This is a genomic window from Runella sp. CRIBMP, assembly GCF_009905605.1.
Lineage (GTDB): Bacteria > Bacteroidota > Bacteroidia > Cytophagales > Spirosomataceae > Runella.
The window spans coordinates 40896-59355 of sequence record NZ_JAAAKZ010000025.1; the positions used below are offsets into that span (position 1 = coordinate 40896).

Here is an 18460-nt window from a genome sequence, read left to right on the forward strand (position 1 = left end):
CAGCCTGTGATGAGTTCCTTTTTGTGAAATGGTTATTGGCTAAACAATCCTGATTGGCGATAAAAATTACTTCTATGATTCTTATAATTGGTTAGAAGTAGGTAACTAATCCCTTTTCCAATTAAAAATCCGAAAGAATGAACCAACCTAAAATGAAAAACTTCGCTTTTTTATCTCTTTTGTTGCTGGCGTTTAACGTAAGTTTTGGGCAACAAGCCCCTAATACACTCTCCAAAAATGAGAAAAAGCAAGGGGTAAAACTGCTCTGGGATGGTAAAACTACCAACGGATGGAGGGGCGCGGCTTTGGATAAATTTCCCGAAAAAGGATGGAAAATAAGCGATGGCGTCCTGAGCGTGGAGCCCTCCGAAGGCAAAGGTGGCGATATAGTGACCACCGAAGCCTATAGCAATTTTGAGTTAAGCGTTGATTTCAAACTCACCGAAGGCGGCAATAGCGGGATTAAATACTTCGTTGACCCCAATCTGCCCAAGTCGGGGCTGGGGCTGGAATTTCAGCTACTGGATGATGACAAACACCCCGACGCCAAAAAAGGCCGCGACGGAAACCGAACCACCGCTTCTCTCTATGACATGATTCCTGCGGCAAAAGATAAGCCAGCCAGAAAAATAGGGGAGTGGAATACGGCAAAAATTGTGTCGAAAGGAAATCATACTGAGCACTGGCTCAACGGTGTCAAAGTACTTGAATATGAGCGAAACAGCGATGATTACCGTCGGTTGATTGCGATGAGCAAATACAAAGATTTGCCTAATTTCGGTACGGGTGAGCGGGGCAGGATTTTGTTGCAATACCACGGCGATCAGGCGTTTTTTAGAAACATTAAAATTCGTCCTTTGTAACATACCAAGCCGTAATAAAAAAGACGATTATTCCTTTTAACATTGAGGCATTGACTAACAGAAGATATGAATAAGTTAACGAATTCTACCCGACGTGAATTTCTCCAATCAACCCCCGGGCTAGTGGGTTTAGCCTTTGCGGGCTTTTCATTTGAGATCAAAAAAGCAAATCCTCTATTTTCGTTTTCGACTTTGGGGTGTCCAAAATGGTCTTTTGATACCATTCTTAACTTCGCGGCGGAGCATAAATACAAAGGAATTGAAATTCGGGGGATTCTTAACGAAATGGATTTAACGAAGTGTCCAGAGTTTAGCAGCGCGGCTCAAATCCAAGAATCGTTGAAAAAAGCCAATGACAAAGGGATAAAAATAGTGGGTTTGGGAGCATCTGCCAATATGCACATTGCTGAGCCAGTTCTTCGTAAAACCAACCTCGACGAAGCCAAACGTTTCATTGATTTGGCCCAGCAATTAAACTGCCCCAACGTACGCGTATTTCCCAACGACTTGCCCAAAGAACAGGATAGAGACAAAACCATTGAGTTGATTATCAATGGCTTGTTGGAATTAGGAAAATATGCCGAAGGAAAAAATGTGAATGTATTGCTTGAATCGCACGGTAAAGTAGTCGGCAAAGAAATTTTATTTCAAATCATGCAGGCTGCCAAACACCCGCAGATTGGGCTTATCTGGGACGTGGTCAATATGTGGACGGTTACGAAAGAAACACCGACCGAAGTACATGATAAATTGAAACAATACATCCGTCACGTGCACATTAAAGATGTTAAGGTGGTAGATGGGAAATTGCACTATGTCAGGATTGGCCAAGGTGAAGCTCCGTTGACGGAGGCGATAACGGCACTGGAAAAGAATGGTTACAAAGGTTATTACAGCTTTGAATGGGAAAAACGTTGGCATCCTGAAATTGAAGAACCCGAAGCGGTTTTCCCAGACTACCCAAAAGCAATGAAAAAATATTTTTAGCCGTCAAAAGCACCCCAGAAATTGAATTGGGGCTGATTAAGTAAAACAGATAACCCATCTCTGTTCGCCATGAATAGTGCCCCTGATTATAAAGCCCACAAGATTTTAACGTCCATCGCAATCGACGGAAACGTGACTAAGGATGTTTGGAAAAATGCCCAATGGAGCAAAAGATTTGTGGATATGGTGACGGGTGCCCCAGGAATGTACAACACCCAAACGGCGGTTCTTTGGAACGAGACCCATTTGTACATTGCCTTTGTCGCGGAGGAGCCTTTTGTAGAGGCTTACCAAACCGAGCGAGATAGCATTGTTTTTTTGGAAAATGACTTAGAAGTATTTATCGATGGCGGTGATTGTTATTATGAGCTGGAAATCAACGCCGCAAACACCATTTACGAAGTATTTTTTATTTGGAAAGATGCCTACAACAAAGGCAGCAAATTTGATATTCCATCTTTTGATGTCCATCAGCCGCAGGCGTACACTTTTGGCGGAGATTACGATAGGAGCGGGGCTTCGTTTTGGAAAGGCACTAACCCGCGTGGGATTCGCTGGGCGTTTACCAATTTTGACCTGTCAGGGTTGGAAACGGCGGTGCAAATTGACGGAACATTGAACGATAACTCCGACGTTGACAAAGGCTGGAGCCTGGAGATTTCAATTCCTTGGAGCAGTTTGCATCTTTTGGCCAATGGGCGTTCTCTTCCGCCCACCAACGGGGATATTTGGACGATGTTTTTGGGTAGATTTCAAAAATTGACGGTCGGGGGAAAAGAGGTGCAGCCCCACCCCGCAATGTCGCTCACCCCGCATGGTATCTACGATACCCATTTACCCGAAAAATGGAGCCGAATTGCGTTTGTAGAATAGAAGTTCTGGGTAAAATAGGCTCTTAATAGCTTAAAGAGCCCTTTTGATATTGCTTATTGATATTAATGGGTTAACTCAATAACTCTTCTGCGCTTGGGTAATCCGACGGATTTGGTACCTGCTACCACCAATTTTTGTTGGGTTTTCTATCCATCATTTTTATCCAAATTATCAGACTATTCAAACACTTTTACGGATGAAAATCAAAACTATCACCACCATTTTCCTTTGTTTATTTACCATTGTTTCATTGGCTCAAAGCGATTGGAAAAAGCTTACTACCGTAGAAGAAGTATGTGCGGCCTATCCCGAACAAATTAACTTTATTTTTCAAAACCTGAATCTGGAGTATCCGGGGTTAGAGGAGGTAAAAAAAGCCTATGTGTCAAATAACTTACCTTTGGCAGGTCGCCATTTATTAGCGTATTATGCCAAATCGAAGCGCGTAGTTCCACGCCAAAAACTACCACTTAAATCATTGAAAACGAGGGCAGATGCCGACTCCATCGTGAAGGATGTTTTTACCTTTCAGGAGGTGAAGGGTAAGACTCCGCGCCTACCCGATGGACATTTAAAATGGGCGCATACTGGCCCCGAAAATGATTTGGAATGGGCGTGGGCGCTCAACCGCCATTACCCCATACGGGACGTGATTGAGGCATATTTTGAAACGGGTAACCTTCAGTATCTGCAATATGTAGATTCATTTGTAAAAAGTTGGGTCATTAGTAGTTGGCCTTATCCTGCCAAAAACAGCCGAACAGCCATGTGGCGTGGCCTGGAAGTAAGCTTTCGGGAAAAAGTATGGGAGAAAGTTTTTTATGAATTATGGAATACGGAGCAAATCAGCTCTGCCACTCAATTGTTGATACTGAGCAGCTTGCCACATCATGCGCACTACGCCCGAAATTTTCACGCGCAGGGAAACTGGCTCACCATGGAAATGTCGGGTCTTGCGGTTGTGGCAACGGCGTGGCCTGAGTGGAAAGAATCCCCCTCGTGGCTCGACTACTCCATCAAAGCAATGACCGCAAGCATGAAAGAACAAATATATCCTGATGGCACCCAAACGGAATTATCCTCAAGTTATCATTATGTAGCGCTTTTGAATTTTAACCAGTTTGCCGAAACCTGCCAAAAAGCGGGGGTGGTACTTTCTGAATATTACAATAAAACCTTGCAGGATATGTGGAACTACCTCGCCATGACAATCCGACCTGATGGTTTTGGGGTATTGAACAACGATTCAGACTTGAACAACAATCGCCAAAATGTGTTAGAGGCAGCTCAAAAATACGAACGTGCTGATTGGACATACGTCGTATCTAACGGTGCCAAAGGGGCAAAGCCCAACGCCGCGCCTTCGGTATTTTTCCCTTGGGCGGGGCAGTTGATTTCCCGAAGTGGGTATGGCGAAAAAGCGCATTGGTCGTTTTTGGACGTGGGCCCCTGGGGAAGCGGGCATCAGCACAATGACAAGCTCCATTTATCAGTGGTAGCCTACGGCCGTGATTTGTTGGTAGATGCGGGTAGATTTGCGTATACAGGAAGTGTGGCGCAGAAATTCAGAAAATATGCCTTGGGTAGTCAAGGGCACAATTTGGTTTTGGTGGATGGAAAAGGGCAGGCCGCAGGCCCCAAAGTAACAACTGAACCAACTCCTGAAAATCATTTTTTTGTCGGAAAAGACCACGATTATGGCTCTGGAAAGATGAGCGCATTTACGGATTTGGAAGGTACATTTGAACATACCCGCTCGGTGGTGTACCTGCGAGATAAGTTTTGGGTAGTGGCCGACCAGTTAAAAACAGACCGCCCCCGCACCATCGAAACCCTTTGGCATTGGCACCCTGATTGTACCGTTGAAATCGATGCCAATGGAAATATGTTCACAAAAAACGACTATGGTAATCTCCAAATAACCCCCGTTGATACGCAAGGGTGGCAGATGACTCTGGTCAAAGGACAGGAGAGCCCCACGATTCAGGGGTGGTATAGCCGAGTTTACAACGCGTATGTGCCCAATCCTACGGGTATTTATTCGCGTAAACTACCCGCCGATGACACTTTCGTTTGGATTTTGTGGCCGTCCGAGGGAAAAGGGCCCAAGTTACAAACCTCCATTTTATCAAAAACCGATGACCATGTCATGGTGAAGGTGACCGAGTCTGGCAAAGGTTCGTGGGTGGTGCGCGTGCCGTTTCTGAACCGCAACGGTGTGGTGATAAAATCAGAAAAAGAGTAAGTGCTTCCGACAAAAACAGAATAGTAATGAGAAACCTCGTCGTATTGTGCTTCATGATAAGCACTGGGCTGATGGCTCAAGGAGTAAATACTTGCCAGGCCGAACTCAAAAATGATACGTTAATTATTGAAAATCAATTAATTGCACGTAAATATTTTTGGAATGGAGGAAACTTAATCACCTGCTCTTTGACCGATAAAACCAGCGGGAAGGTCTGGAAAATGAATACAAAAAAAGCAGACTTGGACTTTCCAGGACAGTCTGAAGTAGGTGAAAAAGCCCAATTTTCTGCCAAAATAGTCCCTGAAAATGCCGTGGCACCTACGCATTTGGAAGCTGAAATTACCTATACCTTGGATAGATTAGAGATAAAACGGGTGTTGCGGGTGTATCCCAACTGCGCGGTCATTGCCTGCGATTTGTACTATCGAGGCTCCACCATTGCGTTTTGGCTGCAACCCGGCATTAATTTGGCAGATATGGCCAATCTCGAACAACTCGTCTTGAACAACACCGTCACTAATGCGCCCGTCATTGAAAAGCTAGAACTTCCTGGCAAACATTGGCAACTCAATACTGTCGAGTTTTCGGACATCACCGACCGCTTCAATAATCTGGTCCATACGGAAGAATCAATTTCGTACCGCCCCAATCTGTACCGAGGCAATCTGCTTTTTGCCCACGACAAAGTGGGCGATGAAGGGATATTTATCCTAAAAGAAGCGCCGACTTCCAACGTCCAGTTGGCGTATCCTGGGGGTGATTTTCTTACTGAATTTGGCACATTCCGAGTCATTGGGGCAGGGCTAAATCCCACTGATTTGCACCCCACCGAATGGCGACGCGGCTATGGTTTTGTCACGGGTGTTTACTCGGGCGACGAGTCAAACCGCTACAAAACCCTGCGTTTGTACCAACGTAATCTCCGTACGCACAAGGCTGGTCGGGATGAAATGGTGCTGATGAATACTTGGGGGGATCGGGGGCAGGATACACGCGTTCGTGAACAATTTGCTTTGGCTGAAGTGGAAGCGGGGGCTAAGTTAGGCATTACCCATTTTCAGCTGGACGACGGCTGGCAATCGGGTCGTTCTTCCAATTCGGCGCTTAAAGGTGGCTCGTTAAACAATATTTGGGACAATAAAAATTATTGGGAGCCTCACCCTGAAAAGTTTCCCAACGGGCTTACACCCGTTCTAAAAAGAGCCAAAGAGCTGGGAATTGAAGTATGCCTTTGGTTCAATCCAAGTAAAGACAACAGCAATGAATACTGGGAAAAAGACGCTGATGCGCTGATTGGGTTGTATCAAAAATACGGAATTCGGACGTTCAAAATTGACGGGGTAAACTTGCCCGAAAAATTGGCCGAGGTAAATTTTAGGAAGTTTTTGGATAAAGTAAGCCTTAATACAAATCATAATGTAGTGTTTAACCTTGACGTGACGGCGGGGCGGCGCGGTGGGTATCATTATTTTAATGAATATGGAAATATCTTTCTCGAAAACCGATATACCGATTGGACCAACTATTATCCCTATACAACCCTTCGTAATTTATGGATGCTTTCTAAATACGTTCCTGCTCAAAATCTCCAAATTGAGTTTTTGAATAAATGGCGAAACGTGGATAAATATCCAACGAATGACCCCTTTGCTCCTAAAAATTATTCGTTTGATTACCTTTTTGCCATCACTATGTTTGCGCAGCCACTGGCGTGGTTTGAAGGAACAGGCTTGCCAGAGGAGGCATTTGCTACACGCAAACTAATCAAGACATACCTTCAGCATAACACTAAAATTCATGCAGGGCAAATCTTTCCAATCGGCAACGAACCCAATGGAAAGCAATGGACAGGTTTTCAGTCTATTGGAAATATGAAAGAAGGTTATATCTTAGTGTTTAGAGAAGACAATGGCGCTGTAAAATCGTCGGTAAAAACGTGGTTTTCGGCGGGGCAGCGCGTCACGTTTACATCGGTGGCGGGTAGCGGAAAATCATTTGATGGACAAGTACTCAACGGGGGGCATGTTGATTTTGAATTGCCCCTCAAAAATAGTTTTGCCTTATATAAGTACGCGGTAAAATGAAAAAACATGTCATTTCAACCTGCAGATTGAGAAGGTTTTAAATGATAAAAATGGATGTTTTTGGGGTGGGTTTCTAAAACTTTTGCCCTTGAAGTATGTTTATTGCTAGGGTTTATCCGCAATATTGTCTCAATTGAGGTTGAATGAGAATGAAATTATGGTATAGTACTGTAAATGAGATAATTGTAAGGCTAAGATTTAAAAAAACACTATAATAATATAAAAAGCTATGAGACAATATGTTATTTTATTCCTCTTGTTTTTTAGCTTCATTATAAAAACCCATTCTCAGGAGGTCTTGATTGTAGCCGACGAAATTCCTGCCATGCAGGTGTTGGCAAAATCTTTGAAAGCACAAGAGGGAATTACGACCAAAATTGTTTTTCAAACCAACTTGCCGCGCTCGTTGGAAGGCTTTAGGGCGGTGATTGTGTACATCCACAAAGACCTAGATTCAGGACCAGAAAAAGCGTTTATCCAATACGCAAAAAATGGTGGGAAACTTATTGTACTACACCATTCTATCAGCTCGGCAAAACGAAAAAACAACGAATGGTTTACGTTTTTAGGCGTAGATTTACCAAAAAAAGAAGCGGGGGAGGGCGCCTATAAATTCGTTGGCGACATAGCAATGGAGGTGGTCAATCTGGCTCCCAATCATTTTATTACTACCCATAAAATCACCTACGACACTCAAATCCTTTACACTCCCGAAGGTCAGGCACAAGAAAATACACTATCAGGGTTTGTATTACAAAATACAGAAGCTTTTCTAAACCATAATTTTCAAACTCCGCGCACTGTTTTAATGGGTTTTAAAATGAAAGATACCACGGGTAAAGTATGGATGCAAGACCGCTCGGCGTGGTGTATGCCAGTAGAAAAAGGCTGGGTTTTTTACAGTCAACCGGGGCATTCTTACACCGATTTTGAAAACCAAATTTATGCCCGTATCATTGCCAATGCCGTGATTTATAAGCTGTAAAGTAAAATTTCCTTAATTCTATCCACCAAACGCCGCTCGATACGACGTTGGGTTCTGATTTTTAAGCATTTTGAAGGCGCGGTTGAAATTAGAGAGATTATGAAAACCGCAATCGAAGGCAATTTGCTGAATGCTTTTTTTATTTTCAATCAACATCCGACAGGCGTAACCGATACGTACTTCGGTCAGGAATTGTACGTAGGTTTTTTGGGTGCGGTTTTTGAAATACCGACAAAAATTAGCCACCGACATGTGCGCCAGGGCGGCGGCTTCTTCAATCAAAATTTTGCGATTAAACTGGGAAAGCGTAAATTCATACACACGGTTGATGGTGTCGGTATCAAACCGGTGGTAAGAATCAAGAAAACCTTCGCTGCTCAAGAAGGCCACTTCTTCCGATTCGGCCAAGGCTTCGAGAATGTTTAAAAATAGCCCTATTCGCTGTATTCCGCTGGGATTTTCTACGAGTTGGGCCATCAACGCACCTACTTTTTCTTTCGTTTTTCCCGTTATCCTAAGTCCCCTTTTGGCTTTTTCAAACAGGCGCCGGATATTCTCCATTTCTTTTAATTTTAGAAAATCTGGGCCAAAACAATCTGGCAAAAACTGAACCACCCGGGCTTTGGCCCGCAGGGTGGAATCGGGTAAAAAATAGTTATTATCGTTTTTCCAAACGTGGGGTAAATTGCTCCCCACAAAGGTTAAATCACCTTCTTCAAATTCCTCGATACTATCACCCACAAACCGCGTTCCTCGACTTTCAAGAATATGATTTAACTCAAATTCAGGATGAAAATGCCATTTCTCGTACAAAAAAGGAAGATTATCAATTCGAGCAATGAACGAATAATCGGCCGAAGGATTTACTTTTCGAAGGATTGCCTGCATGAAACTGTATGATATAATTGTATTATTAAATCAATGTAGATGTAAAATTGCTATTATTTCACCGGAAGTAAATAATATTTCACAACTAATGTATTGACTAATCTATTTTCTTTGCATACGATTATTCAACTTAATTGGAATTCTTTTTTTACGAAATATATCCCAATTATAACTCATAAGAATCCCTTACCAATCAACCAAAAAAACTGACCATGAAGCTGTATCCAACGTCGCAGGGTATTGTCATCGAAGCTGACGCCAATTACTACCTTTCGCCCCAAAAAAACTGGGACGTTTATATTAATCGCGACGATTTATTTGACGCCATAACGGCCGAAATCAGTACCCTTTCTCCCGATGCGTCGTTGTCTGAAACCATCAAAACGGATATTTTGCCGCCCATTCGCCAACAGGAAGTATGGGCTTCTGGGGTTACGTACATGAAAAGTCGCGAAGCGCGCATGGAAGAATCCAAAGATGCGGGTGGCGGTGATTTCTACGCCCGGGTTTACGACGCCGACCGGCCAGAGCTTTTTTTCAAAGCTACCGCTGCCCGAACCGTGGGCACGGGTGCCGAAGTGCTGATTAGACGTGATTCAAAATGGAATGTTCCCGAACCAGAGCTGACGCTTTTTGCCACTTCGAATGGGAAAATTGTAGGTTATACCTGCGGCAATGACATGAGCTCGCGCGATATTGAAGGCGAAAACCCGTTGTATTTGCCCCAAGCCAAAAGCTACGATGGTGCCGCAGCCATTGGGCCGTGTTTGTACGTACCCGCCCAACCCATCAACCCAGACGCCCAAATTAGCATTGCCATTATACGAAACGGAGCCAACGTTTTTGAAGGAAATATTTCTATCAATCGCATGAAACGTACTCATACTGAGCTGATTGGTTATTTGTTCCGTGAAACCTCTTTTCCGCATGGGGTGTTCTTGATGACGGGCACCGGCTTGGTTCCACCCAACGAATTTACGTTGAACGTGGGTGACGAAGTCAGAATAACCATTGAACATATTGGGACTTTGGTCAACAAAGTCTCACAAAAACCACTTTAAGATGATTTTAGAAGGAAAACAATTGATTGGGTTTGCCGTTTCGGCCGAAGGCGGAAGCGTATTTCAAGCCCCAAATCCTACGACGGGCGAAACGCTTCCTACCCAATACCATAAGGCAACCAAAGCAGAATTGGAGTTGGCAGCCCAAAAAGCCTACGACGCTTTTAAAGTTTACCGTAAAAAATCAGGCGTTGAAAAAGCCTTGTTTCTCGAGACCATTGCCCAAGAAATTGAGCACATTGGTGATGCTTTGGTAGAAATTGCCACCGCCGAAACGGGTCTACCCGCGGGGCGGATTCAAGGCGAGCGCGGTCGCACCACGGGGCAGTTGCGCTTGTTTGCGCAATTATTGCGGGAGGGTTCATGGGTAAATGCCCGCATCGAAACGGCCATTCCCGACCGTCAGCCATTGCCAAAAGTTGATTTACGTATGATGCAGCGTCCTTTAGGACCCGTGGGCGTATTTGGCGCGAGCAATTTTCCGTTGGCATTTTCGGTAGCAGGCGGAGATACGGCTTCCGCGTTGGCGGCGGGGTGTCCTGTGATTGTCAAAGCACACTCGGCACATCCGGGCACTTCTGAATTGGTCGGAAAAGCCATTCAACAGGCGGCGATTAAATCGGGTATGCCCGACGGCGTATTTTCGTTGTTGCACGGAAGCGGTACCGAAGTGGGCGCCGCTTTGGTCCAACATCCTTATATTAAGGCTATTGGCTTCACAGGTTCGTATCAGGGTGGCATGGCGCTGGTCCAATTGGCGGCCAATCGCCCCGAGCCGATTCCCGTTTATGCCGAGATGGGAAGCACAAATCCCGTGTTTATCTTACCCCAAATCATGAAAGAGAAAGGGGCACAGATTGCGCAGCAATTTGCCGCTTCGGTGACCTTGGGTGTGGGGCAGTTTTGCACCAATCCAGGCATGATTATTGCCAATAAAACGGAAGACTATCAGCCCTTTTTGGCGGATTTGGAAACCCAATTTCAAAATGTTTCGGGTGGGGTGATGCTCACAGGTGGAATCCAAAAGGCTTATACACAAGGAATTGCAAAACACCTTGAAAATGAAAGTGTATCCATCGTAGCAAAGGGAGTAGAGGCCAAAGGATTCACAGCGGTTCAACCGATTTTGTTTAAAACCGACGCCAACGCCCTTGCCCAAGACCATACGCTTTCGGAAGAAATATTCGGTCCAACCAGCGTGTTGGTAGAAGCCGAAAGCAAAGAAGAAATGTTGCGCATTGCCGAAACCATGGAAGGCCACCTCACGGCTACCGTTCATGGTACACCCGAAGAATTGGCAGAGTATGCGGATTTAATCGACTTATTGGAGCAAAAGGTGGGACGTTTACTCATCAACGGTTTCCCAACGGGCGTGGAAGTTTGCCACGCGATGATGCACGGTGGCCCGTTCCCTGCTTCTTCAGATTCTCGGAGTACATCGGTCGGAACGGCTGCTATTTACCGTTTTACCCGTCCCGTCAGTTACCAGAATTTCCCTGAAAATCTGTTGCCTGATGAATTGAAAAATGCCAATCCGTTGGCTATCTGGCGTTTGGTAAATGGTGATTTTCAAAAAGCTTAAAATTTTAATAGGTTAAAAATGAGTAGTTAAAGGGCTTCTACATTGTAGAAGCCCTTACTTAACTTCCTCAAAATCATTCACTCAACTTTTTTTACAATGCACACCTATTTGAGTGTACATCCCAAAGACAACGTTTTAGTTGCACTGCAAAATCTGCCGAAAGGCACTAAAATTGATTTCAATGGTCGGTCGTTTGAATTGGTCATGGATATTCCCGCCAAGCATAAATTTGTGACCGAAGACTTGCCAACGGGCGGCCATGTAACTATGTATGGCGTGTTGGTAGGCAAAGCGACCCAGCCCATTCAAACGGGTGAGCAGGTGACTACCTTCAACCTTAAACATGATTCAGACGAATATTCGGTAAAGAAACGCAAACCACAATTGGAGTGGCACATTCCTGATGTTTCAAAGTGGGAAAACCGAACTTTCATGGGCTATCATCGGTCGGATGGGCAAGTTGGAACGGCCAATTATTGGCTGGTATTACCTTTGGTTTTTTGCGAAAATCGGAATATCCTGAAGCTCAAAGATGCGTTTGACAAAGCCCTTGGCTATGCTTTCCCTGATATTTATCTCCAGCAAACGCAGGAGCTAGTCCAACTGTTCAAGGCCCAAGGTTCAGAAGGTTTGAGCGAATATACACCAGGTTATAATTCAGAAAAACCAACGATTCAACCGCTTTTTCCTAATTTGGACGGGATTAAATTCTTGACGCACGAGTCGGGTTGTGGCGAAAACAACCAAGATTCGGCGCTCTTGGCGGCGTTGTTTGGGGCGTATGCCAACAATGCCAACGTGGCAGGAATTACGGTGTTGAGCTTGGGTTGTCAGAAAACCCAGTTTGAAGATTTAACGCAGGAAATCAAGAGTCGAAATCCGCAGTTTGATAAACCCATTTTGTTTTACGAACAGCAATCCTACGGGACGGAATTCGAGATGCTTTCGGCGGCTATCAAGGGTACTTTTCAAGGATTGATTGAAGCCAATAAATCAGAAAGACGGCCCGCCCCGCTTTCTAAACTCAACATCGGACTCAAATGCGGCGGCTCCGACGGTTTTTCGGGGATTTCGGCCAACCCCGTTTTAGGGCATTTGTCCGACATTGTCGTGGCGCTGGGCGGCAGAACTTATCTGGCCGAATTTCCTGAATTGTGCGGCGTGGAGCAGGAACTGATTGACCGTTGCGTGGATGAAGAAAAAGCGCAAAAATTTGAAACCCTCATGCGCGACTACGCCGCCAAAGCCGAAGCCGTGGGCGCAGGTTTTGACATGAACCCGTCGGCGGGAAACATAAAAGATGGCTTGATTACCGACGCCATCAAATCGGCAGGAGCGGCCAAAAAAGGCGGTACGGCGCCCATCGCTGATGTATTGAATTATACTGAGGTTTCAAAAGTGCCTGGTTTACATTTGGTTTGTACGCCGGGCAACGACGTACTGGCCACTACTGGACAGGCGGCTTCGGGCGCTACGATTACGCTCTTTACGACGGGATTGGGAACGCCTACTGGAAACCCCATTTGTCCAATGGTGAAGGTAGCAACCAACACAAAATTGGCCCAGAAAATGTCAGATATAATTGATTTTGATTGCGGACCGATTATCATCGGTGAAAAAACCATTGAACAAACCGCCGAAGATTTATTGGATTATTGTATTGATTTGGCAAGCGGAAAGTTTAAAACCAAAGCGCAACTGCTTGGCCAAGATGACTTTATGCCGTGGAAACGAGGCGTAAGTTTATAAGATTTTCAATTAGTAACTTTCAAAAAGAGGCTGCTTTGAATATTCGAAGCGGCCTCTTTTTTTGCGTAAGAAATATGCTATAACTTAAAAAATCCCTGCGAAAATTCAGATTCAAAATCCAAGTCTTGCGCGCAGTTTGCGCCGAGTCGACCCATGGCATCTGAGCACATGGCCCCGTAGCCATTGCCACCCGTGCAGATGTATTGTTCACGTCCGATTTGGGCAATCAGCGGGCGACGAGATTGGATGTATTCAATGATGCAGTGTTTGATTTGAAAGGATAAGAAATCAATCGTAGGACATAAATCAATCACCATTTGCTTCAACACCTCAAATTGATCGGGTAACGGCCCTTGGCAAAACCAACTTTTTATATCTTCCAAATTTGTTAAAAAACGGTCGTCGTTTAGATTGGCACCGAGTTTTAAATAGTATTTTCCATCGGGATAAAGTACGGGTTGTATGCCGTAAATTTCGTCATAAGTATCTGTTTTACAGGTGTATAATATAGAAGGCATCTGCCGTAGTTTTTCGGCCTGTATTTTTGAAACTTCAGCCAAAATGATGGTTTCCGTTTTTATTTCCAGCGGAATGGCAGGCGTATTAAATTGAAAAAAAGGATGAAAAACGCCTGTAGCGTACAGTACTTTTTTTGCTCGAAAGGTTTGCGCTTTTCCCGTTGTTACTTCATAAAAATCGGTTTTGTCAATAACGGTTTCTACCACATCGTCGACCCATTTTCCGCCTGCTTTGGCAAAAATAGCCAACTGGGCTTCAATTAATAAACGCGGATTCAAATGCCCCGATAATGCTTTTTCAAAGTACGCAACCGACGGTTTTTGAAAAGAAAAGTAGGGGAAAAGTTGTTCAAGTTGAGATTCATTCAAGACCTGAAAATCGTTGTCTTCTTTTGCTAATAGTTGATAATCAATTGCTTTTGCGTAATGGTCGTCGGGCAGTAGATCGCTTACGTAAAGGCATCCTTCATTGCCGTAAAAGTTGATGCCTGATTGGTCAACGATGGATTTAAACGCCGCTTGGGTTTGGGCGTTTAGCTTACTCCAATCTTTGGTTTTACCGATTTTGCGGGTTACTCTTCCCGAATCATAGTGGCTCGAAAATACTTTAGCCTCCTTAAAATCAGCGGGTTGTGGTTCTAAAGGTCCAATCAAAAGCGTTTTTAAACCATCCTTTTGCAGGTACTTGGCAGCTGGGCTGCCAAACAAACCGCGTCCAATCACAATCACATCGTATATTTCTGACATAGCATATATTAAAACTGCCCAATAAAGCAGCAAAATAAGCCCTTTTGACCGAAGATGTGCAACTTGTTTTGTTGGGAAATAATGAAGGCAATTAAAACGAGAAACCTGCGCGGAGGGTTAAGCGGTTAAAATCTTCGGTTTTTTCAATGTTTAATTGTGTCACCGACGACCGTTGAAACCGATACCCTGCCCCGATGACAAAACCCGTATTGTTGGTAAATAATATTTTTAAGCCGATACCTCCCGCAAAGGTAGTGCCACCACCGAAGCGGAGATTGTCGACGTCGTTTGAGGTAGCATTGAAACCATAGCCGCCTTCCAAAAAATAGAAAGGTATTTTATCGCCAGTGTTGCTAAAATCTCCCCGGAGGCTAAGCACAACTGGCACAAAGGTTTGGACGGCGTACAAATCTGCGCCCACCCCCAAGCCAGTGTAAAACCACTGGTTAAACTTGTAACCGTTGGTGGTTTGAAATGAAAATGCCGAAGTAGTGACCCCATTGGAGGCGCGGTTGCTCATCGCCAGCGGCCCTAATTCGGTGTAATGCACAAAGCCTTTTTCTTTGTACTTTATATTCGGGTTGGGCGATTTTAAAGGGATTGCTTTTTCAATTTCAGAAGACTGAAAAACCCATTGGCTTTGGTCGTAGGTTTCAATTCTGTAAACGGGGCTTTCTTGCAAAATTTTACCGCGAATGATAGAGCCATTTTTGAGGTAAAGACTCACGCTTTGGGGAGATTGGCCAAAAGTTAACGTGCTGTAAAAGAGAGTTATAACGAAAAATAATTTTTGAGGAAAAGGTTTCATTGCAATAACTGAATTAAATGGGTCTTAATTATCCAGCCAGACTTTAAACTCTGGACTTCTTTCTTTGCTGACGTATGTGTCTTGTTCAAAAGTAGGTTTAAGATAGACCTGAAGGCGGCTGTTGAGAAGGGTTTTTACCTTTTGTACGGCGTCTATCCCCACAATCAATTTTCGGTTGATTCTAAAAAACAACTGTGGGTCAAGGATTTCTTCCAAGCTCTCCAAATTATAATCAATCAGGTACTTTCGGCCTTCGTTGGTGACCAAGTAAACCACTTTGTCGTCGGCAAAAAAATACGCTACTTCGTTGATGTTTTTAAACTGAATGGTATCCCCAAATTTAACCAAAAATCGATTCTTATATTTTTTGCTCAGGGATTGGATTGTTTGCTTAATACGCTGAATATCAAAGGAAGAAATGCTTTTTCGGTCTTGCATCAGGGTGTGATACTTGGCGAGCGCATTGTTCAATTCGTGCTTATCGATGGGTTTTAATAGATAGTCAATGCTGTTGATTTTGAAAGCCTGCAAGGTGTATTGGTCATAGGCAGTCGTAAAAATGACTGGGCTTTTGACCGATACGCGCTCAAACAAGTTGAAGCATAAACCATCCGATAAATGAATATCGAGCAGCATCAAGTCGGGTTCGGGATTGTGTCGGAGCCAGGCGGCGGCATCTTCAACCGATTCTAGCGTTTCAACCACCTCAATAGAAGGGTCAAATTCGTTGAGGAGTTGTGAAGCTCTTTTAGCAGAGAGCGCTTCATCTTCTAAAATCAATACTTTCATGGCTTGTCAATGGCTAAAAGTGGAAAGAAGCTAGTCAATACGTTCAATTTCGGACGAAAAAGCGGGTTTTTTTAGGCGTATCAGCGGAATCGTGACGCTGAATTGTTCGTCGTTTTCCTCAATTAGAATGCCTTTTTGCCCCAAAAATTCGTAACGTTTTGAAATATTGCTTAATCCCAATTTTGTGGATTCTTCTTCATCAACTATTTTCCGTTGCAAATTGTTTTTGACGGTCACTGAAGCGCCATCAACGCTGAAGATGTCAATGTGCAATGGTTTACTCTTTGCAATTACGTTGTGTTTGATGGCGTTTTCAACCAGCATTTGCAGCGACACTGGTACGATGTACGCTGAGAGGCCCGACGGTGAAATTTGAATATTTATTACTAAACCCGTTTGAAAACGGGTTTTGAGTAAATAGAGATACGATTCGATAAAATTGAGCTCTTCACTCAATTCGATAATTTCCTTTTCATGGCTCTTCAACAAGTACCGATACACCCTCGAAAACTGCCGCACAAATTCCACGGAAGCATTGGCGTCGGTCGGAATTAAAGCACTTAAAACGCTCAGGTTGTTAAATAAAAAGTGGGGATTAACTTGATTTTTCAGGGATTGTAGTTGAGCCTGTGTACTGATTTTTTTGTAGTTCTCAACTTCCTTGTAGCTGTGTTCGAGTTGAAGATGGTATAAATAAATGATGTGGATAGTGTTCAGAAAGAGATTGATACGAAAACAAACCATCAGAAAAAGCTTCATCGATAATACCCAATCCTGCCAACGGGAAGAAATGGTCAAATAACAGACGATTCCGCCTAATACAAGGGTGATGAATGATGTAATGAGGATACTGCCCGTAAAATTGTAGGCGATTCTTTTCCAGAATTCTTTGATATTTTTCTCGGAAATGAAATTGTCCCAGATTCGGTTTCCTTCCCAAATTCCGATGACAACCAAGACAAAAAGGGCTAAAATTACTGACTTTTCGGTGGCGATCGGATAATGGTCAAATGCCTCTACTAAAAGCGTATTCAGAAATGAATATAGCCCTAGCAAAATCATGTAAACAAACCGATTGCGAATGGAAAACATAGCGGTTAATAGGGATTTTGGAATTTAAAAAAAGGGCAAACCCCGTTTGATAAAGAAACGAAGCCTGCCCGTTGGTTATTCCTTCAATTAGGGGAGCAATACCTTATCAATTACGTGGACAACTCCGTTGGTGGCCAGAATGTTTGCCGCTGTAATGTTGGAGGCCCCGCTGGTTTTTCCTACCACTTTAGCGCCACCTGTAAGGTTAAACGTAACTTTACCCGCAGGGTTGGCGGTAGATACCTCTCCTGAAACGTTTGGCAAATCGGTTGAGAAAACCCGACCCGGTACCACGTGATAGAGCAATACGCTGGTCAAGAGGGCTCTGTTGGCAGGAGCCAATAAAGTTGCTTTGGGAGTGGTCTTGTACAGTTCGGTAAATGCGGCATTGGTTGGCGCAAAAACCGTCAAGCCGTTGGCTGAAGCCGATGAAAGAGCCGTAGCTACTGCTGGGTCGGCGGCTAAAACAAGCGAAACTAACTCCGAAAAATTGCTGTTGCCCTGTGCTACTTGTACTAACGATTGTGTAGGAGGTACAATTACGTTGTCAATCACGTGGATTACGCCATTAGAGGCACTTACATCGGTAGCAATTACTTTAATGTTTCCATTGATAAATACACCATCGGCATTCTTTGAGAGATAAATGTCGTTGTTTGTATTGACGGTTTTCACCGCACCGCTTTTAACATCTGCGGCTTTTACATTGCCACTTATCACGTGGGTCGTTAAGATGGGCGTGAGAGCCTCTTTGGTCAAACTGGCCAGACTGGTGATACCCGCTTTGGTAAAAGCGGCATTATTTGGCGCAAAAACCGTAAATGGGCCCGTTCCCTGCAAAGTAGTCACCAATTCTGCCTTAGTTAAGGCGCCAACAAGGGTGGAGAACTGTGGGTCGGCCGAGGCTACACCCGCGATGTTGCCCAACGCTGGGGTCGACGGAGCGTCGTCGTCATCGTTGCAAGCCGTAAATGAGAGCGCCAACACTGCCGCTGCAAGATAGATTTTGAGGGTGTTACTTTTGAGGGTAGTTTTCATGATTGGATGATATTTAACGTTTGAAAAATTGTTGATTAACTGCCTAGAAAAGTCTCGTAGAAGTCAAATCGTTTTTTTTTACGGACTGAATCAACCATTTTTAGGAGTGAACCGCCTGTTTTTTGGGAGTGAACTGGGGTTTTCTTTA

Annotated in this window: 15 protein-coding genes; 9 read left to right on the forward strand and 6 right to left on the reverse strand. The window is 44.1% G+C overall.

The features are described 5' to 3' along the window. The first annotated feature begins 137 nt into the window (after positions 1–137). From GVN20_RS27790 to GVN20_RS27815, 6 genes are all read left to right on the forward strand, one after another. Positions 138–863, forward strand: a complete 726-nt coding sequence (locus GVN20_RS27790) for a DUF1080 domain-containing protein (protein WP_229599216.1) — start codon at positions 138–140, stop codon at positions 861–863. A 66-nt stretch (positions 864–929) separates the two neighbouring features. Next, positions 930–1850, forward strand: a complete 921-nt coding sequence (locus tag GVN20_RS27795) for a sugar phosphate isomerase/epimerase (protein ID WP_166561472.1) — start codon at positions 930–932, stop codon at positions 1848–1850. Between the two features lie 69 nt (positions 1851–1919). Further along, positions 1920–2723, forward strand: a complete 804-nt coding sequence (locus GVN20_RS27800) for a carbohydrate-binding family 9-like protein (protein ID WP_166561473.1) — start codon at positions 1920–1922, stop codon at positions 2721–2723. A 196-nt stretch (positions 2724–2919) separates the two neighbouring features. Further along, a complete protein-coding gene (locus tag GVN20_RS27805; protein WP_166561474.1) occupies positions 2920–4968 on the forward strand; it encodes an alginate lyase family protein in 2049 nt (682 codons plus the stop codon). A 26-nt stretch (positions 4969–4994) separates the two neighbouring features. Then, positions 4995–7055, forward strand: coding sequence for an alpha-galactosidase (locus GVN20_RS27810; protein WP_166561475.1), 2061 nt, complete (start codon positions 4995–4997; stop codon positions 7053–7055). Positions 7056–7284: 229 nt separating this feature from the next. After that, the gene (locus GVN20_RS27815; RefSeq protein WP_166561476.1) at positions 7285–8040 is read left to right on the forward strand and encodes a ThuA domain-containing protein; all 756 of its coding nucleotides are present in this window, start codon (positions 7285–7287) and stop codon (positions 8038–8040) included. Positions 8041–8058: 18 nt separating this feature from the next. Here GVN20_RS27815 and GVN20_RS27820 read toward each other — a convergent pair whose 3' ends face one another. Next, the gene (locus GVN20_RS27820; protein ID WP_166561477.1) at positions 8059–8928 is read right to left on the reverse strand and encodes an AraC family transcriptional regulator; all 870 of its coding nucleotides are present in this window, start codon (positions 8926–8928) and stop codon (positions 8059–8061) included. Positions 8929–9140: 212 nt separating this feature from the next. On the opposite strand from GVN20_RS27820, the gene GVN20_RS27825 reads away from it, so the two are divergent. From GVN20_RS27825 to GVN20_RS27835, 3 genes are all read left to right on the forward strand, one after another. Further along, on the forward strand, positions 9141–9989 hold the full coding sequence (locus GVN20_RS27825; RefSeq protein WP_166561478.1) for a fumarylacetoacetate hydrolase family protein: 849 nt from the start codon (positions 9141–9143) through the stop codon (positions 9987–9989). Between the two features lies 1 nt (position 9990). Beyond that, positions 9991–11571 (forward strand): aldehyde dehydrogenase (NADP(+)), encoded by a 1581-nt coding sequence (locus tag GVN20_RS27830; RefSeq protein ID WP_166561479.1) that lies wholly within the window; start codon positions 9991–9993, stop codon positions 11569–11571. A 96-nt stretch (positions 11572–11667) separates the two neighbouring features. After that, positions 11668–13320 (forward strand): UxaA family hydrolase, encoded by a 1653-nt coding sequence (locus tag GVN20_RS27835; RefSeq protein ID WP_166561480.1) that lies wholly within the window; start codon positions 11668–11670, stop codon positions 13318–13320. A gap of 77 nt (positions 13321–13397) precedes the next feature. Here GVN20_RS27835 and GVN20_RS27840 read toward each other — a convergent pair whose 3' ends face one another. The 5 genes from GVN20_RS27840 to GVN20_RS27860 form a co-directional block, all read right to left on the reverse strand. Further along, positions 13398–14585 carry an FAD-binding oxidoreductase gene (locus GVN20_RS27840; RefSeq protein WP_166561481.1) on the reverse strand — a complete coding sequence of 396 codons (1188 nt, stop codon included), beginning with the start codon at positions 14583–14585 and terminating at the stop codon, positions 13398–13400. A gap of 91 nt (positions 14586–14676) precedes the next feature. After that, positions 14677–15393 carry a hypothetical protein gene (locus GVN20_RS27845; protein WP_166561482.1) on the reverse strand — a complete coding sequence of 239 codons (717 nt, stop codon included), beginning with the start codon at positions 15391–15393 and terminating at the stop codon, positions 14677–14679. A gap of 24 nt (positions 15394–15417) precedes the next feature. Continuing rightward, positions 15418–16182: a LytTR family DNA-binding domain-containing protein gene (locus GVN20_RS27850; protein WP_166561483.1), complete on the reverse strand. Its 765-nt coding sequence runs from the start codon at positions 16180–16182 to the stop codon at positions 15418–15420. Positions 16183–16212: 30 nt separating this feature from the next. Further along, positions 16213–17274: a sensor histidine kinase gene (locus tag GVN20_RS27855; protein ID WP_166561484.1), complete on the reverse strand. Its 1062-nt coding sequence runs from the start codon at positions 17272–17274 to the stop codon at positions 16213–16215. 87 nt (positions 17275–17361) lie between these two features. Beyond that, entirely contained in the window at positions 17362–18312 is a 951-nt protein-coding gene (locus tag GVN20_RS27860) for a fasciclin domain-containing protein (protein ID WP_166561485.1), read from the reverse strand. Between the last annotated feature and the right edge of the window lie 148 nt (positions 18313–18460).